Origin of the sequence: Streptomyces liliifuscus, assembly GCF_016598615.1 — a bacterium.
In the GTDB taxonomy this organism is placed as follows: domain Bacteria; phylum Actinomycetota; class Actinomycetes; order Streptomycetales; family Streptomycetaceae; genus Streptomyces; species Streptomyces liliifuscus.
This window is the reverse complement of sequence record NZ_CP066831.1, coordinates 2,638,048-2,659,699: the sequence shown is the minus strand read 5'-3', so window position 1 is coordinate 2,659,699 and position 21,652 is coordinate 2,638,048. Positions and strand designations below refer to the sequence as shown.

Below are 21,652 nucleotides of genomic sequence, written 5' to 3'. Positions count from 1 at the left end.
GCGAGGGCGGTCATCCCTGTGCCGAGTCGGCGGGGCGGAAGGTGACCGACGTACCCGAGAAACGGGCGGTGAGGCCGTCGTCCGTGGTGGTGACCGAGCGAAGACGCAGCCCGTCGGGGATGTTCCGCAGCTGGATCGGCTGCTCGAAGACCTTGTCGAGCAGTGCCTGACCGGCGTCGGGCAGTGCGCCGCTCGTCACCCGGAAGTCCTCGAAGGCGATGCGGTTGCCGGAGACCGCGGACACCTTCACCGTCACGGTGATCCCGTCGCCGAAGGGCATCGCGATCCTCGCGCCGATCCGGCCGGGCCGGTCGCCCTGGGACACCTCAAGACCGAGGGCGTCGGACACATCGGTGTACGACAGACGGGCGGTCGCTTCGGCACTGCGCGCCCGCGCCTCGCTGCCGTCGTCCGACTTCTTCAAGTCGTCGAGCCCGAGGTCGAGTTCGGTCACCGGCAGCGGGCGGGTGGCCTCGTCGGCGGGTATGTCGCGGGCGGTGATGTCCACGTGCCGCAGGGTGCCGGACGCCACCTGGGTCAGCACGGGGAAGCCGCGCACGTGGACCTCGGGCCGCGTGGGCGTACCCATGCCCTCCTGGAACGCCTCGGCCGTACCCGACTCCACCCGCGCCGCCACGACACGGTCGACCACCACGGGGACGAGGATCAGCGCGCACAGAGCGGTGAGGGAGATGACGAGCGGCAGCCGATGTGTCCGCGAGGCGTCCGACTGGTACGCGAAGTCGTCCTGGTACGCGGAGTCGTCGCGGTATTCGGGGTGGGGGCGGTACATGAGTTCTCCTGTCGCGTGTACGGGGTTGCTGGGTGCCCGAGTCGGGCTTGTCGCCGGGGCTACTGGGCATGGCACCCGGGCTGGTCGGCATCGCTCAGGCGGCGAACCGTCGAGGCCGCGACATCTCGGTCGGCGCCCGCGGCGATCAGAGTGGTGGTGGCGGCGCCCGTGCCGTCGTCGGCCCAGATCCCGGAGTTGACGCTGTCGAGCAGGGCCAGAATGTGCGCTTCGAGGGCTCTGCTGAGCGGGCCGGGCGGGACGCCTGTGCGGAAGACGCCCTGCTGCTGGCCGCGGGCCAGGATCCCGGCGACCCTGTCGCGGACGGGATCCAGGAGCCCGCTGAACCCGTTGGCCCCCAGGTCCTGGCGGGCCAGCCCGATGAGCGTGCGATAGCGGTCACCGACCGGCCAGAGGGTGAGAACGACACGCGCCAGGGCGGTCGCGGCATCCGGAGCCCGACCTGTGACCGGCCCCGGCGCGTCGATGGCGGTGATCGCGACGCGAATCGCCTCCCCCGCGTCCGCCGCGAGCCCCCCGATGAGTGCGGCCCGCCCCGCGAAATGCGCGTACACGGTACGACGCGCCACACCGGCCGCCTCGGCGATGTCACCGAGGCTGCTGTCGGCGTTGCGCCCCAGTTCCCGCCGGGCCGCTTCGAGGATGCGCGTGCGGGTGGCCCGGGCCGTACGGCTGAGGGGTTCGTGCGTCGCTGGCGGGCTGGTCACATCGGTACCTCGGCAGGCAGGCAGGCAGACGGGCAGACGGGCAGACAGGCAGACAGGCAGACAGACGGGCAGGGAGGGCTACCGAGATATTTGCACATCGACGGGCAATAAACTAGTCTGCACATCGATGGGCAATTAAGTCGCCCCGCTTGCCCCTCTCGTCCCACTCACCCCCCCCCGGGAGCCTCCGATGCCGCTCTTCGCCAACACACCCGTCGAGAAGATGACAGGGCCGTACTCACGGCGCCGGCTCGCCCTGCTGGTGCTGTGTCTGAGTCTGCTGATCGTGGTCATGGCGAACACGTCACTGATCGTGGCGGCGCCGGACATGACCACGGACCTGGGCCTGAGCAGCAGCGACCTGCAGTGGGTCATCGACGGCTACACCGTTCCGTACGCCGCGCTGATGCTCGTCCTCGGCTCGATCGGCGACAAGTACAGCCGTCGCGGGGCGCTGGTCGCGGGCCTGGTGATCTTCGCGGGCGGCTCGGTGATGGGCAGCCTGGTCGACGAGACGAGTCTGGTCATCACGGCCCGCGCGATCATGGGCGTCGGCGCGGCGGTGGTCATGCCGGCCACGCTGTCCCTGCTGGTCGCGATCTTCCCGAAGCGGGAGCGGGCCAAGGCCATCACGGCCTGGACCGCCACCTCCGGCCTCGCCATCGCGGTCGGCCCGCTGGTGGCCGGCTGGCTCCTGGAGGACCACGCCTGGGGCTCGACCTTCCTGATCAACGTCCCGATCGCCGTCGTCGCCGTGATCGGCGCGCTGATGCTGGTTCCGCCGTCGAAGGCGGCGAACGCCGGCCGGATCGACTACGTGGGCGGACTGCTGTCGATCGTCTCGGTCGGCTCGCTCGTCTACGCGATCATCGAGGGCCCGCACTTCGGCTGGGGCACCGGCCCGGTCACCGCCGCGGTCGTCGCGGGCGTGGGCCTGCTGGCCTTCGTGCTCTGGGAGCTGCGCCACCCGCACCCGATGCTGGACGTGCGCAGGTTCGCCCAGCGTCCCTTCAGCGGTTCGATGCTGGCGGTGCTGTTCTTCTTCTTCGGCACCTTCGGGGCGATCTACTACTCCACCCAGTTCCTGCAGTTCGTCCTCGGCTACGGCGCGCTGGAGACCGGCGTCCGTCTGCTGCCGCTGGCCGGCGCGGTGTTCGTCGGCGCCGCGGCCACCGGGCGCCTGACGCCGAAGCTGGGTATGAAGGCCATGGTGGTGGCGGGCATGGCGATCGGCACCGTGGGCGTCCTGCTGCTCACCCGGATCGACACGGGCTCCACGTACGCCGACTTCCTGGCGCCGATGATGATGCTCGGGTTCGCGATCGGTCTGAGCGTGTCCCCGGCCACCGACACCATCATGGGTTCGTTCCCGGAGAGCGAGCTGGGCGTCGGCGGCGGCGCCAACGACACCGCGCTGGAACTCGGCGGCTCCCTCGGTATCGCCGTACTGGGCTCGCTGCTGGCCACCGCCTACAAGGACCGGCTTGCCGAGCTGGTCGGCGGGCAGCTGCCGGCCTCCGCGATGGAGACGGCCAAGGACTCGGTCGGCGGCGGTCTTGCGGTCGCCGAGCAGATCGCGAAGACCCCCTCCGCCGGACCCGAGCAGGCGCAGGCCCTGATCGACGCGGTGCACGAGGCCTTCGCCCACGGTGTCGCGCACACCAGCCTCATCGGCGGGATCATCATGGTCGCCGGAACCATGATCGTCCTCGCGGTCCTGCCCGGCCGCAAGGCCGCGAAGCGCGACCAGGAGGAGCAGGAGGAGAGCCGGAAGGAGCACGTGGACGTCGGCTGACGACGGCCACGCGGGCCGGTTCCCGAAGAAGGGGGCCGACCACCAGGAGGCCGGACCCCTGGTCCGGCCTCCTTCCCCATGACGGGTCGTGCCCGAGCGGCGCACGGCCCGGGCGGTGCCGGGAGGGGACGCCCGGCACCGCCCTTCTCATGAACGGGCGGGCTCGGTGCCTGTCCGTGCGCGGCGTTCGGCTCCCAGCCGGGCGTAGTAGTCGATGAGCTCGGGCGCGTCCACGGTGGCCGGGTTGACGACCTGCTCGGCGGGCGCGCCCTGGAGCAGCCGCTTGACGGGGACCTCGAGCTTCTTGCCCGTGCGTGTGTGCGGGACGGCCGGGACTTCGAGGATCTCGTCGGGGACGTGGCGCGGCGAGACACCGGAGCGGATCGCCTCATGAATGCGGTCGCGGAGCGCGTCGTCGAGGACCGCACCGGCCGCCGGGACCACGAACAGCGGCATCCAGTAGCCGCCGTCCGGCTCCTCCGCCCCGATGACCAGGGCCTCGGTGACCTCCGGAAGCCGTTCGACGACGTCGTGGATGTCGGCGCTCCCCAGTCGTACGCCGTTGCGGTTGAGGGTGGAGTCCGAGCGGCCGTGCACGATCACCGAACCGTGGGAGGTGAAGGTGATCCAGTCGCCGTGCCGCCACACACCGGGATACGTGGAGAAGTACGCGTCGTGGAAGCGGGTGCCGTCGGGGTCGTTCCAGAAGTACAGCGGCATCGACGGCATGGGGCGGGTGACCACCAGCTCACCGACCTGGTCGACGACCGGGTGTCCCTCGGCGTCGTACGCGGCCAGCGCCACGCCCAGGTGAGGGGCCGACAGTTCCCCCGCCCGGACGGGTGTCGTGGGTGCGCTGCCCGCGAAGCCGGAGACGATGTCCGTACCACCGCTGATGGAGGCGAGCAGGACACGGTCGCCGACATGGTCGCGGACCCAGGGGTAGGCGGAGGCCGGCAGGGCGGATCCGGTGCAGCCGACCACGCGGACTGACGACAGGTCGTGCACGGACGGGTCGATGCCGAACTTGGCCATCCCCAGCAGGTATTGGGGACTCGTGCCGAAGACGGTGACGCGGTGGCGGGCGGCCAGCTCCCACAGGATGTCGGGGCGGGCGAGCGGTGCCGGACTGCCGTCGTACGTACAGGTCGTGGCGCCCGTCAGCAGGGTGGAGGCGACCAGGTTCCACATCATCCAGTGGGTGGTGGTGTACCAGAGGAGGCGGTCGCCGGGGCCGAGGTCGGAGTGCAGGCCCAGGGTCTTCAGGTGCTCAAGGAGGACGCCGCCGTGGCCGTGCACGATGCCCTTGGGCAGGCCGGTCGTGCCGGAGGAGAAGACGACCCACAGCGGGTGGTCGAACGGCACCGGCGTACAGGTGAGTTGTTCCGCGCGGGTGGCCGCGTCCTCCCACGGGACCGCCAGGGAGGGGTGGTTACGAGACAGCCGCGGCAGGCCCACGTGGTCGACGAGCAGGGTGGCCTTCAACGTCGGCAGCGCGCGGGCCAGTTCGAGGGCCGCCTCGCGGCGGTCGTGGGCGGTGCCGTTGAAGAGGTAGCCGTCGGCGGCGATCAGGACGGTGGGTTCCAGCTGGGCGAAGCGGTCGGCGGCGGCCTTCGGCGCGTAGTCCTGTCCGCACACCGACCACACCGCGCCGAGGCTCGCGGCGGCGAGGAACGCCACGATGGCGTGCGGGGTGTTGGGGAGGTAGCCGACGACCCGGTCACCCAGGCCCACGCCGAGGTCACGCAGGGTCGCGGCGACGGAGGCGACCTCGGCCCGCAGTTGGCCGGCGCCGACCGGGCGGGCCGAACCTGTCTCGTCCATCGCGATGATCGCGGGCCGGTCGGGGCTCAGGCCGCGCAGGGCGTGCTGGGTGTAGTTGAGGGTCGCCCCGGGGAACCAGTGGGCCCCCGGCATGGTCTCCTCGGCCAGCACCCGCTCGTACGGACGGTCCGCGTCGATGTCGAAGTACTCCCACACCGCACCCCAGAAGCCCTCCAGATCCGCGACGGACCAGCGGTGCAGCGCGGCGTAGTCGGTGTGGTCGCTGTCCGCCCCGACTCCTCGGTGCCGGGCGGACCGGCGGGCGAAGTCCACGATGCGACTGGCCGCCGCGGCCTGCGGATCGGGAGTCATGAAGGGGTCCGGGTACGGCCTGGTCATCGTGTGGCGCTCCTCAACAGGCTTGTCTCGATGGTCCGTTGGGCTGGCAGGGGCTTTCGTGTGCTGTGCAGCAGGGACGCCCAGCCCGCGGTGTCGGTGAAGTCGTCGGCGCCGGACGGGACGACGTCCATGACCACGCGGTCGGGGCGCAGCAGCACGGCGTCCGCCCGGCCCTCGCGCAGCCAGGCGGCGAGGCGGCCGTCGTCCCCGAGGCCGGCCACGGGGACGGTCCGGGCGCCGAGTCCGTCGGCGACCGCCCGCAGCGAGGGCGAGGGCGGTGCGGCGGTCAGTACGGCGAAGGAGTCGCCGAGCAGTTCGTCGAGACGTACGCGCCGCCCGTCGACGGCCACCCATGGCTGCGGACAGATTCCGCCCACGAGACCGCGGCCGCCCCGGCGGGTCGGACGGAGGGCGCGTCGGCGCACGAGCGGCCCCGCGGCAAGGGCCGGACTGAGGTCACGGGCGGCAGCCGCGGTCAGTCCGGGGATACGGACGGCCGCGCCCAGAACGCCGCGGCGGAGGGCGGCGGCACCGTCCTGGCCGCCGGTCATGGCCCAGCCCATCGCGACCGCGAGCCGGATCGCATGGCGGGCGTGCGGCCTGCGTTCGCTCTCGTACGTCTCCAACAGCCGCTCGTCCGCGCCCTGTTGAAGGACACGGGCCAGCTTCCACGTCAGGTTGTGGGCGTCACGCATCCCCGCGCCAAGACCCTGTCCGATGAACGGCGGAGTCAGGTGCGCGGCGTCGCCGAGCAGGAAGACCCGCCCCCGGCGCCAGCGGTCGGCGATACGGGCCCGGAAGGTGTACCGCGCCTGCCGCACCACCTCGAAGTCGGCGCCGTACGGGAGGTCCGCCCAGGGAGCGATCAGCTCGCGCAGCCGCTCGTGATCCGGTTCCGGCTCGTCCGGCAGGCGGAACTCCCAGCGGTAACGGTCCTCGCCGATGCGCATGAAGGTCGCCGGCCGGTCGGGATCACAGATCTGGTCGACGCCTTCCCAGCAGCGCACGGGGACGCTTGTGCGCACGTCGACGACCGTCCAGCGCTCCTCGAAGCGCAGGTCCTGCCATCCGGCGCCGACGGCGTCGCGGGTGAGGCTGCCCGCGCCGTCGCAGCCGAGGACGGCGTCCGCCCACAGATGTTCCTCGACGCCGTCCCGGCGGAAGGTCACCCGGACGGGACCGTTGCCGTCCTGGCCAACGCCCACACCGACGCCTGTGCCAGTGTCTGTGCCTATGCCGACGACCTCCGCCCCGGTCCGCAGATCGCACTCCGGGCGGCGGGCCAGGGCGTCGCGCAGCAGCCGCTCCAGCTCCGGCTGGTCGAACATGCTGGTCTGCGGGAAGCCGTGCGCCCCCTGCGCGGCGCGCGGGAACTCGGCCATCACCCGGTGCCGGGCGTCCAGCAGCCGGAGCCCCCGCGCGGGGCGGGCGATCGCGGCGAACTCCTCGCCGACCCCGGCGGCCTGGAGGATCCTGCGCACCTCGTCGTCGGCGGCGACGGCACGCGGCAGCGGGTAGACGTCGTGGTGGCGTTCGAGGACGACGGTCCGTACGCCACGCCGGGCGAGCAGGAGGGCGGCGGTCACGCCCACCGGCCCGGCTCCGACGATCACCACGGGTACGTGTGCCGACCTGGGCGCGGTGTCCCGTGCTCCGGCGGCCTGGTCGACGGTCATGTGCGGCTCACTTCTGCTCTCGGTTCGCGTCGGTCACTGCTCGTCGTTCACCGCGCGTGGGTCATGGCGCGTGGGTCACTGCGCGTGGGTCATGGCGCGTCGGTCACGGGGGTTCGCTGTTCGCCGAGGTCGATCCGCCCGTCCGGCGTGGCGATCGTCGCGGTGATCAAGTCGCCGTCGTGCAGGTAGTGCGGATTGCGGGCCTGGCTCCTGAAGAACGCCTTCCACTTCACGGCGGGCGGCAGGAGCGCCCCGACCTTCTCGACGGCCTTGGGCGGTGCCTTGAGGGCGGTGCCACCGGGGGTGCCGGTGAGCAGCAGGTCGCCGGGGTCCAGGGTCTGGAAGCGCGCGAGCAGGGTCAGCGCCTGTGCCGGGCGGACGATCATGTCGGCCAGGGTGCGGTCCTGGCGCAGGTCCCCGTTGACCGACAACCTCAGCCGCAGATCGAGGAGATGGGCGAACTCCTCCGGCTCCAGCAGACAGAGATAGGGCCCGGTCGGCGTGAAGGTCGGGTACGACTTGCTCTCGTAGAACTGCGTCTTGGTCAGCTGTACGTCGCGGGCGCTGACGTCGTTGGTGAGCACGAGCCCGGCGACGTACGAGGGCAGGTCCTGCTCCGTGACGACGGTGCCCACCGGCAGGGGTGCGCCCATCACCAGACCGAGCTCGATCTCGTAGTCCAGGAACTTCACGTGCGACGGGCGGACGATCGCCTCACCGGGGCCGCTCACCGAGCCGGACGCCTTGCGGAAGAAGGTGGGCGGGATGTCACCGGTGAAGCCCGAATCCCGGGCGTGGCTCCGGTAGTTGACCATCTGGGCGACCACCCGGCAGGGCGTGGTGACCGGGGAGAGGGCCACCAGGTCGGCGACGGCCGTGCCGGTGTCGTCGGAGGCGGCGGCTTCCCTGACGGTCTCCCGGACCGCGGCGAGGTCGGCCAGCAGTTCGGCGGTGGTGACGGCCTTGGTCTCGATGCGGACGGCGCGCGAGTCGCGCACCACCCACCAGCCGTCGGCGGTGCGCAGGATGTTGGTGCTCATGTCATTGCCTTCATCAGGGGGTTGGGGGGAGGGGGCATGGGATCGGGGGAGCAAGGAACAGGAACCAGGAGGTCAGGTCGGGGCGGGGGAATCAGGTGTTCACGGCTTTCAGCAGGCCCAGCAGTCGTGCCGGGTCCAGTTCGTTGTCGCCGCGCAGGGCCTGGATGACATCGCGGACCCGGGCGGGGGAGGGGTTCGCGCCGAGGAAGTCGCGGGTGGCCGGCGGGCCCCACTGGGCGAGGCCGCTCGTCGACATGGGTGCCCAGCCGGGTTCGAGGTCGCGGGAGAACAGGTCGCCGTCGGCGAAGTGCTCCAGCATGAAGCGGTCGGGGTCGCGCCAGTAGTCGAAGAGCTGGCTGCCCTGGATGTGTCGCCCGATGCCCCAACTGCGCTTGTATCCGCGCTCGTTGAGGTACTCCCCGCCCGCGGCGATCGAGTCCAGGTCGGTGACCTGGTAGGCGGAGTGCACATAGCCGTTGCCGGGGCCCAGATGCATGGCCAGGGTGTGGTGGTCGACGGCCAGAGCGCCCCGGTCACAGCGGATGAACGCCATCGTCGGGCCGCGCTCGCGCTGCCCGTCCAGGAAGAGGAAGTCGCTGACGATCATGCCCAGCGTGTCGAGATACCAGTCCAGTGCGCGGCCGAACACCCTTGTCTCCAGGACCACATGGCCCAGGCGCTGGATACGGGACGGCTCACGGGGCGGGCGCTGCGTGGCGTTCGTACGACGGTGATCGGCGCCGAAGTTGAGGAGCAGCGGCCGTTGTTCGGGCAGCGCCGGCAGGTCCTCGCCGCAGTGCACCACGCGCACCGGGAAGCCCGAGGGGTCGAGGAGGTCCACGGCCCTGCCGCCGCCGGGGGCGCCCGTTCCGTCGAGGTCCCGTACGTCGGAGCCGGTGGCGCGGGCCAGCCGGTCGAGATCGGCCCGCTCGGCCGCGCGGAACGCCGGTCCGACGAAGCGGGACGTACGCCCCTCGCGGATCACCATGCAGGGCGAGCCGGCGAGGGTGCCGCGCAGCCACAGCTCGTGCTCGGTGCGGGCGGCGACACTGAAACCGAAGTCGCGGGCGAAGATCTCCGCGCGGTCCAGATCGGGCTTCTCGAACTCCAGCCAGGCCAGGTCGGCCACCTTGATCACGGGGTTTCGGGAGCGTCCGGGGTGCTCGCCCCGCAGGGCGCCCTGCTCGCTGTGGAGGTCCTGGTGGGCTGTCCTGGTCATCGTCTTCTCCAAGCAACATCGCCGTAATGATGAAATCATCAAGTTTGACAATGTCTCCCGTCAAGGGGTCCGGAGTGTTAATTGATGGATTCATCAGAACTGTGATTGGCGTCCGGGCCGTGACTAGACTCTGCGCATGCCTACGAAAGCCCCGCCCGGCAACCGGTTCGAACGGCGTCGAGCCGAGACGCGTCAGGCGCTCGTGCGCGCGGCCCGGCAGATCCTCGCCGAGAACGGTGACACCGGCGTGAGCATCCAGGCGATCGCGGAGCGCGCGGACGTGGGCTTCGGCTCCTTCTACAACCACTTCGCCTCGAAGGCGGAGCTGTTCGACGCGGCCGTCGTGGACGCGCTGGAGGAGTTCGGCCAGACCTTCGACGAGCGGCTGAGCGGGATCGACGACCCGGCGGAACTCGTGGCGGCGGGTTTCAGGCTCAGCGCCAGGATGGCCGACTCGCATCCGGAGCTGATGCAGGTCCTGCGCCGCCGGGGCATGGAGCACCTCCACTCCGACCGCGGCCTCGCTCCCCGCGCCCTGCGCGACCTGGAGATCGGCGTCGCCTCCGGGCGTTTCTCCCCCGTCGATCCGACCGTCGCGCTGTCCGCGCTGGGCGGGACCCTGCTGTCCCTGGTGGAGCTGAGGTTCACCCGCCCGGACATGGACGGCGACGAGGCCGCCGTGAACCTGGCCGAGATGGTCCTGCGCATGCTGGGCGTCCCGGCCGACGACGCCCACGACGTCGCCCGGCGGCCACTCCCCGACCTCGGCTGACGAACGGCTCCGGGCGGCCCAGGAGCCGTGGCCCGCCACCGTGGGAGAATTGAAGAGCCCTTCCCGCCCCCTGCACCCGCAAGGACGTGCCGTGCCCAAGCCCGTGGTCCGTGAGCCGTTGCGAAGCAATTCGCGTTCCAACCGGGCCCGCATCCTCGCCACCGCCCGACAGGAGCTCGGGCGGAACCCCGATGTCACCCTGGAGGAGATCGCGAGGGCGGCCGGCGTCGTCCGCCGTACGCTCTTCGGGCACTTTCCGGGGCGGGCCGCCCTGCTGGACGCTCTCGCCGAGGAGGCGTCCGAGGCCCTGCGAGGCGTCGTGGCCCGTAAGCCGGACGGGGTGGAGGCGCCCGAGCGCGCCCTCGCGCGGTTCGTCCTGTCGATCTGGTCGGTGGGAGACCGCTACCGGCTGCTCCTGGCACTCGCCCGCCAGGATCTGGGCATGGAGCGGGTGTCCGAGGTGCTGGCCCCGGCCCGCGACGAGGCGACGGCCGTCCTTGAGCGGGGGCAGCACGCGGGTGTGTTCCACGACCACCTGCCGGCCGTGGTCCTCAGCTCCGCACTGGAGGCCCTGACCATCTCCCTGCTCGAAAGCGTCAACGCGGGCACGTGGGAGGACGACGGCACGCAGACCGCCGTCGCCACGCTGGTCGCGGCGGGCGTACCGGAGAAGGAGGCGGCCGCGGTCGTCGAGGGCGTGGCGTCGGAGGCGCGGGCGGAGGCTGCAGACGCCGCCGACGCGTAGAGCGCGTATGGGGCGTACGTGGCGTATGGGGCTCTAGGCAACCGGTTCGTCGTGTCGTGGCGTCTTGATCATCGGAAGGAACGTCACGCCCGCACGAACAGGAAGTACGGCCTTGGACACCACAGGATCCCGCTCCGGTCCCAGCACGAGTTCCAGTTCCAGCACCGGTTTCAGTTCCAGCACCGGTTTCAGTTCCGGTTTCGGTCCCGGCTCCCGCGCCGCCCGCTTCAGCTCGCGTCCGAGCCGTCGCACGGCACTGGCCCTGGGCGCCGGAGCGGCGCTGGCGGTCACCGCCTCGACGGCGGCGCAGGCCTCGACCCCCGACGGGGAGAGCCTCGCCGGACAACTGGCCGACCTGGAGCGGGAGTACGCCGCGCGCCTCGGGATCTTCGCCCACGACACGGCCACGGGCCGGACCGTGGCCTACCGCGCCGACGAACGCTTCCCGATGTGCTCGGTGTTCAAGACACTCACCGCCGCGGCCGTCCTGAGGGACCTCGACCGCGACGGCGAGTTCCTGGCCCGGCGCATCCGGTACACCAAGAAGTACGTCACGGCCTCGGGCTACGCCCCGATCACGGGCACGGACGAGAACGTGGCGAACGGCATGACGGTCGAGGAGCTGTGCTCCGCCGCCGTCTCGCAGAGCGACAACGGCGCCGCGAACCTCCTCCTGCGCGAGCTGGGCGGACCGACCGCGATCACCCGGTTCAGTCGCTCGACCGGGGACAGGATCACCCGGCTCGACCGGTGGGAGCCCGAGCTGAACTCGGCGGAACCGTGGCGGCGGACCGACACCACCAGCCCGCGCGCCATCGGGCGGACCAGCGCGCGGCTCGTGATCGGCAGGGCGCTCACGGCCGAGGACCGCGAACGGCTGACCGGGTGGCTGATCGCCAACACCACCAACACCGAGCGCTTCCGCGCCGGCCTGCCCGGCGACTGGATCCTCGCGGACAAGACCGGGGGCGGCTCGTCGTACGGGGTCGCCAACGACGTGGGCGTCGTATGGCCTCCCGGGCGGCCGCCCCTGGTGCTGTCCGTCCTGTCGACCAAGCACGCCGCCGACGGGCCCCAGGAAAACCCGCTGGTCGCCAGGGCGGCCGGGTTGGTGGCGGCGGAACTCACCTGACGGGGCAGATCCTCCGACGTGACGGCCGGGGACACGAATGTCCCCGGCCGGTTGGATCGCATCAGCCGGATCGGATCAGCCGGTGGGTCGCATCAGCCGGATCGGATCAGTCGGTCGGTCGGATCAGTCGGCGGTGGGCAGTTCGGCGCGTACCGCCTGGGCCGCCGCGACCAGGTTGTCCAGGGACGCCCGGGTCTCGGGCCAGCCGCGGGTCTTCAGGCCGCAGTCGGGGTTGACCCAGAGCCGTTCGGCCGGAATGGCCTCAAGTCCCTTGCGCAGCAGGGCGGCTGCCTCGTCCGTGCTGGGCACGCGAGGCGAGTGGATGTCGTAGACGCCGGGCCCGGCCTCGCGCGGATAGCCGTGCGCGGCCAGTTCGCGGGCGACCTGCATGTGGGAACGGGCGGCCTCCAGGCTGATGACGTCCGCGTCGAGATCGTCGATCGCCTGGACGATGTCGCCGAACTCGGCGTAGCACATATGGGTGTGGATCTGGGTGTCCGGCCGGACTCCGGCGGTCGTGAGCCGGAACGCCTCGGTGGCCCACGCCAGATAGCGGGGGCGGTCGGCGGCACGCAGCGGCAGGGTCTCGCGCAGCGCGGGTTCGTCGACCTGGATGACCGAAGTCCCGGCCGTCTCAAGGTCGTTGACCTCGTCGCGCAGGGCGAGGGCGACCTGGCGGGCGGTGTCGCCGAGGGGCTGGTCGTCGCGGACGAAGGACCAGGCGAGCATGGTGACCGGCCCCGTGAGCATGCCCTTGACGGGGCGCCGGGTCAGGGACTGGGCGTACGTCGTCCAGCGCACGGTCATCGGCTCGGGGCGGGAGATGTCGCCGGCCAGGATCGGCGGACGGACGTAACGGGTGCCGTACGACTGCACCCAGCCGTGCTGTGTGGCGAGGTAGCCGGTGAGCTGCTCGGCGAAGTACTGGACCATGTCGTTGCGTTCGGCCTCGCCGTGCACGAGGACGTCCAGGCCGGTCTTCTCCTGGAACGAGATCACCTCCTGGATCTCGGCCTTGATGCGCTCCTCGTAGCCGGCCGTGTCGATGCGCCCGGCCCGCAGGTCGGCCCGCGCGACGCGCAGTTCGGCGGTCTGCGGGAAGGAGCCGATGGTGGTGGTCGGCAGCAGCGGCAGACCGAGGTGGGCCCGCTGCGCGGCGGCGCGTTCGCCGTACGGCTGGGAGCGGTGGGCGTCGGCGTCCGTCACCGCGCCGACCCGAGCCCGCACGGCCGGGTCACGGGTGATGGGCGAGTTGGCGCGGGAGGCCAGGGCGGCCCGGTTGGCGGCGAGTTCGCCGGTGATCGTGCCCGTCCCCTGGGCGAGCCCCTTGGCGAGGGTGACGACCTCGGCCGTCTTCTGCCGGGCGAAGGCGAGCCAGCGCAGGATCTGCGGCTCGATGTCCCGTTCGGCGGTGGCGTCGAGGGGCACGTGGAGCAGTGAGCAGGACGCGGCCACGTCGACCCGGTCGGCCAGCCCCAGCAGGGTGCCGAGCGTGGCCAGGGACTTGGTGAGGTCGTTGACCCAGATGTTGCGGCCGTTGACCACGCCCGCGACCAGGCGCTTGCCGGGCAGCCCGCCGACGGCGGCGAGCGCGTCCAGGTTGGCCGCGGCGGCCTCGGTGAAGTCGAGGGCGAGGCCGTCGACCGGGGCCTTGGCCAGCACCGGCAGGGCGTCGCCGAGCCGGTCGAAGTAAGAGGCGACCAGCAGCTTCGGACGGTCGGTGAGTGTGCCGAGGTCGCGGTAGGCGCGCGTGGCCGCGTTGAGTTCGGCGGGCGTACGGTCCTGGACCAGGGCCGGTTCGTCGAGCTGCACCCACTCCGCGCCCGCCGCCCGCAGATCGGAGAGGACCTCGGCGTACACCGGCAGCAGCCGGTCCAGCAGGGTCAGCGGGTCGAAGTCCGCGGCCACACCGGGCGCGGGCTTGGCGAGCAGGAGATAGGTGACGGGTCCGACGAGGACCGGGCGGGCGGTGAGGCCGAGCGCGAGGGCTTCGCGGAGCTCGGCGACCTGCTTGGCGGAGTCGGCGGTGAAGACGGTGTCCGGGCCCAACTCCGGGACGAGGTAGTGGTAGTTGGTGTCGAACCACTTCGTCATCTCCAGCGGCGCCACGTCCTGGGTGCCGCGGGCCATCGCGAAGTAGCCGTCGAGCGCGTCGGCCTCGACCGCGGCGCGGTGGCGGGCGGGGATCGCGCCGACCATGACGCTGGTGTCCAGGACATGGTCGTAGTACGAGAAGTCGCCGGTCGGCACTTCGTGGATGCCGGCCCCGGCCAGCTGCCGCCAGTTGGTGCGGCGCAGTTCGGCGGCGGTGGCCCGGAGGGCGTCGGCGTCGACGCGGCCCTTCCAGTACCCCTCGATCGCCTTCTTCAGTTCCCGGCCCCTGCCCTGACGGGGGTAGCCGTACACGGTGGCCCGGGCCGCCGCGGCTGCGGACTTCGATGTCACGGAACTCTCCTTCGCGAGATGTCTCCCTGAGATCCCGGGACGGGACGTGGGCGCGAAGGGGTGACGAATCCGGCAGAGGCACCTCGCGCGGCATGCGCGGTCGTCCGCCGGACATGTACGCCTGACCCGCCCACGAGGTCACCGGGATTGTCCGTACGCGATCGGTCGCGCACGGGCAGATGGCAGGTCTTCGGACTCGCGGGCACGCCCTCCGTACGGAGGACACCTACTGGCCGTCGCTTCCCAGGTCCCGCTTCTCGGGGCCCAGTGCGTATGACGGCGTCGTTCCCACTCACCGCTGCGGGGCAGTCCCGGATTCCCACCGGGTTCCCTCTTGCGACGCATCCCGCCTGGCGGACGGGGCGAACCAGCTGCACAGGTCAGCTTAGGCCCTGCCGTCAAATGTCTGACTGCCGGACGGCGTCGTACACATGGAACCCGCGGCCCGTCTTACGGCCCAACAGCCCTGCCTCCACCATCCGTTGGAGCAGCGGGGGAGGGGCGTGGAGCGGTTCCCTGAACTCGTCGTAGAGGGATTCCGCGATCGAGGCGACGGTGTCGAGGCCGATCAGGTCCGCCAGCCTCAGCGGTCCCATGGGGTGGGCGCAGCCGAGTTCCATACCCGCGTCGATGTCGGTGGCCGTGGCGAATCCGGACTCGGCCATGCGGATCGCGGCCAGCAGATAGGGGATGAGCAGGGCGTTCACGACGAAACCCGCCCGGTCCCGTGCATGGACCACGGTCTTGCCGAGGACCCGGGTGGCGAAGTCCTCGACGGCCGCGACCGTCCCCGGCGCCGTGTGGAGCGAGGCCACGATCTCCACCAGCGGCAGGACGGGAACAGGGTTGAAGAAGTGCAGCCCGACGACCCGGTCGGCGCGCCCCGTCGCCATGCCGAGGCGCATGATCGGGAGGGACGAGGTGTTGGTCGCGAGGATCGCCCCGGGATCCTCGACGATCTTGTCCAGCGCGGTGAAGATCTCGGTCTTGGCGTCCGCGTTCTCCACGACCGCCTCGACGACGAGCTGCCGGTCGGCGAGGTCTTCGAGGGCCTGGGTGAAGGCCAGCCGGTCGAGGGCGTCCCGCGCCGAGTCCCGGTCCAGTTTCCCGCGCCGCACCGCCCGGTCGAGGGAGGCCGACACCCGCTCCCGTGCGGCACGGGCGGCCATGGCGTCCACCTCGCAGACGACGGTGTCGAGGCCGGCCCTGGCACACACCTCCGCGATCCCGGCGCCCATCCGGCCGCCGCCGACCACGCCGATTCGGAGGATGTCCCGGCGGATGTCCCGGCTCATGACCGCGCCTCCGCGTGCCGGACGAGGTGACGGCTGTAGGCGTCCGGGGTGAAGAACAGCGGCAACTCGCCTGCCGACGCGGTCCGTTCGAAGAGCTCCCGCACCTCGTCGAGGGCGGCCCAGGGGTGCTGGGCACCGAGCGCGGCGAGTTCGTCGTCGAGCAGTCGCTCCACGGTCTCCCGGTCGACCACCCGGTGCCGCAGCCACTGCCAGACCTGCACCCGCGCGATCTCGGCGGTCGCCGCGTCCTCCATCAGGCCGTCCAGGGCGACGGCCCCCTCCCCGCGCAGCCAGGCGTCGAAGTAACGCACGGCGACCGCGATGTCCGTACGCACCCCTTCCGGTGTGGGCGGCCCGCTGACACGGCGTACCGACAGCAGGTCGGCGGCGGTCACCTCCACGTCGTCGCGGGTACGGTCGAGCTGGTGCGGCCGGTCGCCGAGAACGGTGTCGAAGACCTCCCGGCACACGGGCACCAGGCCGGGGTGGGCCACCCAGGAGCCGTCGAAGCCGTCCTCCGCCTCGCGTTCCTTGTCGAGGCGGACCTTGGCCAGGGCCGCCTCACGCGCGGCCGGGTCCCTGCCGGGCACCTGCGCGGCCATGCCCCCGATGGCATGCGCGCCGCGCCGGTGGCAGGTGCGCACCAGCAACTCGGTGTACGCGCGCATGAAGGGGGCGGTCATGGTCACCTTGGCCCGGTCGGGCAGCAGGAAGTCGGTGCGGTGGCCGAAGGTCTTGATCAGGCTGAACAGGTAGTCCCAGCGCCCCGCGTTGAGACCGGCACTGTGTTCGCGCAGCTCGTGGAGGATCTCCTCCATCTCGAAGGCGGCGGTGATCGTCTCGATGAGCACGGTGGCGCGGACCGTGCCCCGGGGGATGCCGAGCAACTCCTGGGCGAGAACGAAGACATCGTTCCACAGCCGGGCCTCGTACCGGTTCTCCAGCTTCGGCAGATAGAAGTACGGCCCGTACCCGGCGTCGATCTGACGCTGGGCGCAGTGGAAGAAGTACAGCCCGAAGTCGACGAGGGAGGCGGGTACGGGCCGGCCGTCGAACTCCAGATGCTCCTCGACCAGATGCCAGCCACGAGGACGCACCATCACGGTGGCGAGACGGTCGCCGAGCCGGTACTCCCTCCCCTCCTGCGTACTGAAGTCGATCCGCCGCGAGATGGCATCGAGCAGGGTGAGCTGACCGCCGATGACGTTGTCCCAGGTGGGGGCGGTGGCGTCCTCGAAGTCCGCCATCCACACGTGAGCACCGGAGTTGAGCGCATTGACGGCCATACGACGCTCGGGCGGACCGGCGATCTCCACCCGGCGATCGCCCAGCCCGGGAGCCGGCGGCGCCACCCGCCAGGACCTGTCCCCGCGAACGGCGGAAGTGGCTATCGGAAAGTCGAGCGGAGCCCCGGCCGCGATCCGAATCGCCTGCCGCCTCCGCTCCTTCAGGATCTCCTGGCGGCGCTCCCCGAAGGCGTCTGCAAGCCGCCCGACGAAGTCCAGGGCGGCGGGGGTGAGTATCTCGTCGTGACGGTCGCCGGGGGCCGCGAGGACCCGGACGCGGTGTGTGAGTGCGCTGGTGGACATCAGGATCTCCTGATCGGGGGCGGGCGGGGACGGGTGCCGCTGGTGTGCGTGACCGGCGATGGGCGATGCGTCTGGCGCCCCAAAGGGGCGCGGGGCTGTGTCGATATGCGGCTCCGCCGCGTGGGCGCGACCAGCCACAACGCACCCGCACCCAACAACCGGACCCACCAACCGGACCTAGTGGAACTGCTCTTCCTCGGTGGACCCGGCCAGCGCAGTCGTGGAAGAGGCCGGATTCACAGCGGTGGATACGAGGTCGAAGTACCCCGTACCAACCTCCCGCTGATGCCGAACGGCAGTGAACCCGTACCGCTGCGCGGCGAACTCCCGCTCCTGAAGGTCGACATAGGCCGTCATCCCGTGCTCGGCATAACCACGAGCGAGATCGAACATCCCATGGTTCAGCGAGTGGAACCCGGCCAGCGTGATGAACTGGAAGCGATACCCCATCGCCCCCAACTCCCTCTGGAACTTGGCGATCTGGTCGTCATCCAGCGCCGCCTTCCAGTTGAAGGACGGCGAGCAGTTGTAGGCGAGCATCTGGTCCGGGTACTCGGCGTGCATCGCCTCCGCGAACTCCCGCGCCTGCGCGAGATCCGGCGTACCGGTCTCGACCCAGATCAGATCGGCGTACGGGGCGTACGCCAGACCGCGGGCGATGACCGGCGCCATGCCGCCCCGCACCCGGTGGAAGCCCTCCGCCGTCCGCTCACCGGTGACGAACTCGGCGTCGCGCTCGTCGACATCGCTGGTGAGCAGGGTCGCGGCCAGCGCGTCGGTGCGGGCGACGATGACCGTCGGCACATCGGCGATGTCGGCCGCGAGCCGGGCCGCGTTGAGGGTGCGGATGTGCTGCGAGGTCGGCACCAGGACCTTGCCGCCGAGGTGGCCGCACTTCTTCTCGGAGGCGAGCTGGTCCTCGTAGTGAATGCCCGCGGCACCGGCCGCGATCATCGCCTTGGTCAGTTCGAAGGCGTTGAGCGGGCCGCCGAACCCGGCCTCCGCGTCCGCGACGATCGGCGCGAGCCAGTCCGTACGGTCGTCGCCGCCCTCGGCGGTGGCGATCTGGTCGGCCCGCAGCAGTGCGTTGTTGATGCGCCGGACGACCTGGGGCACCGAGTTGACCGGGTAGAGGCTCTGGTCGGGATAGGTGTGCCCGGCCTGGTTGGCGTCGGCGGCGACCTGCCAGCCGGACAGGTAGATGGCCTGGAGCCCGGCCTTCACCTGCTGGACGGCCTGCCCGCCAGTGAGGGCGCCGAGCGCGTGGATGTAGTCCTGCTCGTGCAACTGCCGCCACAGCCGTTCGGCGCCGCGCCGGGCCAGGGTGTGCTCCTCGCGGACGCTGCCGGACAGCCGTACGACGTCCTCGGCGCCGTAGGTGCGCTCGATACCCCGCCAGCGGGGGTCCGAGGCCCAGCGCCGCGTGAGCTCCTCGGCCCGGGCCGCCGTCGCCCCCGCTGTCGTCCTCGCCTCTGTCATGGCCTTCACCGTCTTCCTCGGTTGCGCGATCTGCCAAGCTCCTCGACTCTCGCCGAGAGTGCCTGGCACTGCGTGCCTGCAAGTAAGGCGCGGCCCGCCGTGTTGTCGCCGAGCGGAGTCTCGTCCGGCGGGCTGCACTGGAACTCTGGCATTGGCACTGAGTGCCATCAATGGTGGAGGAATGCCAACTTCTGCGAATCTTCACGGCCCGGTTTGCCAAGTCTGCGAAGGGTGCGTCCGGCCGTTCTTCACATACGCTGGCGACCGTCCGGGACGTGGACGGGGCGACGGGGGAGTGCGGAGGAGCGCGGTGAGCAAGACCTACGCGGGGGCGCGGCTGCGAAGGCTGCGGGAGGAACGCCGGATGAGCCAGGCCGACCTGGCCCGCGCCCTGGCCATCTCGCCCAGCTATCTCAACCAGATGGAGCACGACTCCCGGCCGCTCACCGTGCCGGTCCTGCTGAGACTGACCGAGGCCTTCGGCGTCGACGCCGGCTTCTTCTCGGAGCGCGACACGAGCTGGCTGCTGGCCGACCTGAGGGAGGCACTGGCGGGCGAGATCGCCGAGGCCCGCGTGTCCCCGTCCGACCTCACCGAACTCGCCTCGCGGATGCCCGCCGTGGCCAAGGTCCTGCTCGACCTGGGCCGCCGGAACCAGCTCCTGGCCGAGCGCCTCGCCGGGGAGGCGGACGGCCGGGACGGCGACGGGCACGAGGGACCCCGCTCGCCCCACGAGGAGATCCGCGACTTCTTCTACCGCTGGCAGAACTACCTGCACGACACCGACCTCGCGGCCGAACGGCTCGCCGCGGACATCGGCATCGCTCCCGGGGACGTCCTACGTGCCCTGGCGGCGGCACTCGCGGACCGGCACGGCGTGCGACTGACCACCGAGACCGGCAGCCACCTGCACCACTACGACGAGGCGACCCGCACCCTCCACCTGTCCAACCGGCTCCGCCCCGGACAGCGCGCGTTCCGTATGGCGACCCAGCTGGCCCTGCTGGCGTACGGCGACGAACTGGACCGACCGGCCGCCCAGGACTTCCCCGCCGGTTCGTCCACGTACGCGCTCGCCCGCATCGGCATCGCCAACTACTTCGCCGCCGCGCTGATCCTGCCCTACCGCGCCTTCCACGCGGCGGCCGAGGAGGTGCGCTACGACATCGAGCGCCTCACCGACCGCTTCGGCCTCGGTTACGAGACCGTGTGCCACCGCCTCAGCACCCTCCAGCGCCCACGGCTGCGCGGAGTGCCCTTCTCCTTCGTACGGGTCGATCGCGCGGGCAACATGTCCAAGCGGCAGTCCGCGACCGACTTCCACTTCTCCCGCGCCGGCGGCACCTGCCCGCTGTGGAACGTCTACGAGGCGTTCGCCGCCCCCGGCCGCATCCATGTCCAGATCGCCGAAATGCCGGACGGCAGACGCTACTTGTGGACGGCACGTGCGATCACCCGCCACCGCGGCGGCTGGGGCGAGCCCGGCAAGACCTTCGCCATCGGGCTCGGCTGCGAGCTCCGCCACGCCTCCCGGCTCGTCTACTCCGACGGCCTCGACCTCGACAACGCCTCCGCCGCCACCCCCATCGGCATGGGCTGCCGGGTCTGCGAGCGCCTCGACTGCCCCCAGCGCGCCGCACCGCCCCTGGGCCGGCCGCTGCGGATCGACCAGAACAGCAGCACGTTCGTCCCGTACCCGGTGGCGCACCGGCCGGAGTGAGCACGCGCAGCGCACGCCCGCTGCGACGCGGTCCCGCTCAGTTCTGTCCGGTCCGGTTCAGTCCGACCGGTCCCGTTCAGTCCGTCTCGCCGGCGAACGCCCGCAGGATGCGCTCGGCGGCGAGCGTGGCCGTCAACTCGCCGTCCCTGACCCGCTGTTCGAGACCGGGCCCGAGAGCGCGTACGGCGGGGTCGGAGTGCAGGCGGCCGAGGAGTTCGTCGCGCACCATCGTCCAGGTCCAGTCGACCTGCTGGTCACGGCGTTTGGCGGCGAGACGGCCGGTCGAGTCGAGCAGCGTACGGTGCTGTTCGAGACGCTCCCAGACCGTGTCCAGGCCGGTCGACTCACGGGCACTGCAACTCAGCACCGGTGGCGTCCAGGCGGCGTCGGCGGGGTGCATCAGCCGCAGTGCGCCCGCCAACTCCCTTGCCGCGCCCCGGGCGTCGCGCTCGTGCGGTCCGTCCGCCTTGTTGACGGCGATCACGTCGGCCAGCTCCAGGACACCCTTCTTGATGCCCTGCAACTGGTCCCCGGTCCGGGCGAGGGTGAGGAGCAGGAACGAGTCGACCATGTTCGCGACGGCGGTCTCCGACTGGCCGACACCGACCGTCTCCACGAGTACGACGTCAAAACCGGCCGCCTCCATCACCACGATCGACTCCCGGGTCGCCTTGGCGACCCCGCCGAGCGTTCCGGCGGTGGGGGAGGGCCGGATGAAGGCCGCCGGGTCGACGGATAGCCGTTCCATCCGCGTCTTGTCGCCCAGGATGGACCCGCCCGTCCGGGTCGACGACGGGTCGACGGCGAGCACAGCGACCCGGTACCCGAGCGAGGTGAGCAGCGTGCCGAACGCGTCGATGAACGTCGACTTGCCCACGCCCGGCACCCCGCTGATGCCGATCCGCCGGGCCTTCCCGCTGTGCGGCAGCAGCTCGGTCAGCAACTCCTGTGCCATAGCCCGGTGTTGGGGCCTCGTCGACTCGACGAGCGTGATGGCCCGCGCCACCAGCGCCCGCTTCCCGTCGAGCACGCCCTTCACATAGGTGTCGAGGTCGATCGCCATG

Annotated in this window: 16 protein-coding genes and 1 riboswitch; of the genes, 5 read left to right on the top strand and 11 right to left on the bottom strand. The window is 71.3% G+C overall.

All coding sequences use genetic code 11. From position 1 onward, the window contains the following. Window positions 1-10: 10 nt before the first annotated feature. The gene (locus JEQ17_RS11275) at window positions 11-793 is read right to left on the bottom strand and encodes an LmeA family phospholipid-binding protein (protein ID WP_200395118.1); all 783 of its coding nucleotides are present in this window, start codon (window positions 791-793) and stop codon (window positions 11-13) included. A gap of 59 nt (window positions 794-852) precedes the next feature. Beyond that, entirely contained in the window at window positions 853-1,518 is a 666-nt protein-coding gene (locus JEQ17_RS11270) for a TetR/AcrR family transcriptional regulator (RefSeq protein ID WP_200395117.1), read from the bottom strand. Between the two features lie 190 nt (window positions 1,519-1,708). Here JEQ17_RS11270 and JEQ17_RS11265 point away from each other — a divergent pair, with 190 nt between their 5' ends. After that, window positions 1,709-3,313, top strand: coding sequence for an MFS transporter (locus JEQ17_RS11265; RefSeq protein ID WP_200395116.1), 1,605 nt, complete (start codon window positions 1,709-1,711; stop codon window positions 3,311-3,313). A gap of 147 nt (window positions 3,314-3,460) precedes the next feature. On the opposite strand, the gene JEQ17_RS11260 is transcribed toward JEQ17_RS11265, so the two are convergent. The 4 genes from JEQ17_RS11260 to JEQ17_RS11245 all read right to left on the bottom strand — a co-directional run bounded on the left by JEQ17_RS11260 (window position 3,461) and on the right by JEQ17_RS11245 (window position 9,411). After that, a complete protein-coding gene (locus tag JEQ17_RS11260; RefSeq protein ID WP_200395115.1) occupies window positions 3,461-5,476 on the bottom strand; it encodes an acetoacetate--CoA ligase in 2,016 nt (671 codons plus the stop codon). Next, window positions 5,473-7,152 (bottom strand): bifunctional 3-(3-hydroxy-phenyl)propionate/3-hydroxycinnamic acid hydroxylase MhpA, encoded by a 1,680-nt coding sequence (gene mhpA / locus JEQ17_RS11255; protein WP_200395114.1) that lies wholly within the window; start codon window positions 7,150-7,152, stop codon window positions 5,473-5,475. The genes JEQ17_RS11260 and mhpA overlap by 4 nt, the downstream gene beginning before the upstream one ends. Before the next feature lie 89 nt (window positions 7,153-7,241). Continuing rightward, the gene (locus JEQ17_RS11250) at window positions 7,242-8,192 is read right to left on the bottom strand and encodes a fumarylacetoacetate hydrolase family protein (protein WP_200395113.1); all 951 of its coding nucleotides are present in this window, start codon (window positions 8,190-8,192) and stop codon (window positions 7,242-7,244) included. 91 nt (window positions 8,193-8,283) lie between these two features. Then, entirely contained in the window at window positions 8,284-9,411 is a 1,128-nt protein-coding gene (locus tag JEQ17_RS11245; RefSeq protein WP_200395112.1) for a VOC family protein, read from the bottom strand. Between the two features lie 136 nt (window positions 9,412-9,547). On the opposite strand from JEQ17_RS11245, the gene JEQ17_RS11240 reads away from it, so the two are divergent. From JEQ17_RS11240 to bla, 3 genes are all read left to right on the top strand, one after another. Continuing rightward, window positions 9,548-10,183, top strand: a complete 636-nt coding sequence (locus JEQ17_RS11240; RefSeq protein WP_200395111.1) for a TetR/AcrR family transcriptional regulator — start codon at window positions 9,548-9,550, stop codon at window positions 10,181-10,183. A 91-nt stretch (window positions 10,184-10,274) separates the two neighbouring features. Then, the gene (locus JEQ17_RS11235) at window positions 10,275-10,928 is read left to right on the top strand and encodes a TetR/AcrR family transcriptional regulator (RefSeq protein WP_200395110.1); all 654 of its coding nucleotides are present in this window, start codon (window positions 10,275-10,277) and stop codon (window positions 10,926-10,928) included. 256 nt (window positions 10,929-11,184) lie between these two features. Continuing rightward, window positions 11,185-12,060, top strand: coding sequence for a class A beta-lactamase (bla, locus tag JEQ17_RS11230; RefSeq protein WP_200401437.1), 876 nt, complete (start codon window positions 11,185-11,187; stop codon window positions 12,058-12,060). 123 nt (window positions 12,061-12,183) lie between these two features. Here bla and metE read toward each other — a convergent pair whose 3' ends face one another. The 4 genes from metE to aceA all read right to left on the bottom strand — a co-directional run bounded on the left by metE (window position 12,184) and on the right by aceA (window position 18,868). Next, window positions 12,184-14,505 carry a 5-methyltetrahydropteroyltriglutamate--homocysteine S-methyltransferase gene (gene metE / locus JEQ17_RS11225; protein WP_200395109.1) on the bottom strand — a complete coding sequence of 774 codons (2,322 nt, stop codon included), beginning with the start codon at window positions 14,503-14,505 and terminating at the stop codon, window positions 12,184-12,186. Window positions 14,506-14,669: 164 nt separating this feature from the next. Next, window positions 14,670-14,892, bottom strand: a riboswitch (cobalamin riboswitch). Between the two features lie 11 nt (window positions 14,893-14,903). Beyond that, window positions 14,904-15,800: a 3-hydroxybutyryl-CoA dehydrogenase gene (locus JEQ17_RS11220; protein WP_325176253.1), complete on the bottom strand. Its 897-nt coding sequence runs from the start codon at window positions 15,798-15,800 to the stop codon at window positions 14,904-14,906. Beyond that, window positions 15,797-17,389 carry a malate synthase A gene (aceB, locus tag JEQ17_RS11215; protein ID WP_200395108.1) on the bottom strand — a complete coding sequence of 531 codons (1,593 nt, stop codon included), beginning with the start codon at window positions 17,387-17,389 and terminating at the stop codon, window positions 15,797-15,799. The genes JEQ17_RS11220 and aceB overlap by 4 nt, the downstream gene beginning before the upstream one ends. A gap of 177 nt (window positions 17,390-17,566) precedes the next feature. Beyond that, window positions 17,567-18,868: an isocitrate lyase gene (gene aceA / locus JEQ17_RS11210; protein ID WP_200395107.1), complete on the bottom strand. Its 1,302-nt coding sequence runs from the start codon at window positions 18,866-18,868 to the stop codon at window positions 17,567-17,569. A gap of 310 nt (window positions 18,869-19,178) precedes the next feature. On the opposite strand from aceA, the gene JEQ17_RS11205 reads away from it, so the two are divergent. After that, window positions 19,179-20,588: a short-chain fatty acyl-CoA regulator family protein gene (locus JEQ17_RS11205; protein WP_200395106.1), complete on the top strand. Its 1,410-nt coding sequence runs from the start codon at window positions 19,179-19,181 to the stop codon at window positions 20,586-20,588. A 76-nt stretch (window positions 20,589-20,664) separates the two neighbouring features. Here JEQ17_RS11205 and meaB read toward each other — a convergent pair whose 3' ends face one another. Continuing rightward, entirely contained in the window at window positions 20,665-21,651 is a 987-nt protein-coding gene (gene meaB / locus JEQ17_RS11200) for a methylmalonyl Co-A mutase-associated GTPase MeaB (RefSeq protein WP_200395105.1), read from the bottom strand. Window position 21,652: the final 1 nt, after the last annotated feature.

Bases quoted from the DNA above. Each gene is read 5' to 3' on its own strand.
- JEQ17_RS11240 (WP_200395111.1), top strand. From the start codon at position 9,548: ATGCCTACGAAAGCCCCGCCCGGCAACCGGTTCGAACGGCGTCGAGCC.
- JEQ17_RS11250 (WP_200395113.1), bottom strand. From the start codon at position 8,192: ATGAGCACCAACATCCTGCGCACCGCCGACGGCTGGTGGGTGGTGCGC.
- JEQ17_RS11260 (WP_200395115.1), bottom strand. From the start codon at position 5,476: ATGACCAGGCCGTACCCGGACCCCTTCATGACTCCCGATCCGCAGGCC.
- meaB (WP_200395105.1), bottom strand. From the start codon at position 21,651: ATGGCGATCGACCTCGACACCTATGTGAAGGGCGTGCTCGACGGGAAG.
- JEQ17_RS11220 (WP_325176253.1), bottom strand. From the start codon at position 15,800: ATGAGCCGGGACATCCGCCGGGACATCCTCCGAATCGGCGTGGTCGGC.
- JEQ17_RS11245 (WP_200395112.1), bottom strand. From the start codon at position 9,411: ATGACCAGGACAGCCCACCAGGACCTCCACAGCGAGCAGGGCGCCCTG.
- JEQ17_RS11265 (WP_200395116.1), top strand. From the start codon at position 1,709: ATGCCGCTCTTCGCCAACACACCCGTCGAGAAGATGACAGGGCCGTAC.
- JEQ17_RS11275 (WP_200395118.1), bottom strand. From the start codon at position 793: ATGTACCGCCCCCACCCCGAATACCGCGACGACTCCGCGTACCAGGAC.
- aceA (WP_200395107.1), bottom strand. From the start codon at position 18,868: ATGACAGAGGCGAGGACGACAGCGGGGGCGACGGCGGCCCGGGCCGAG.
- mhpA (WP_200395114.1), bottom strand. From the start codon at position 7,152: ATGACCGTCGACCAGGCCGCCGGAGCACGGGACACCGCGCCCAGGTCG.
- aceB (WP_200395108.1), bottom strand. From the start codon at position 17,389: ATGTCCACCAGCGCACTCACACACCGCGTCCGGGTCCTCGCGGCCCCC.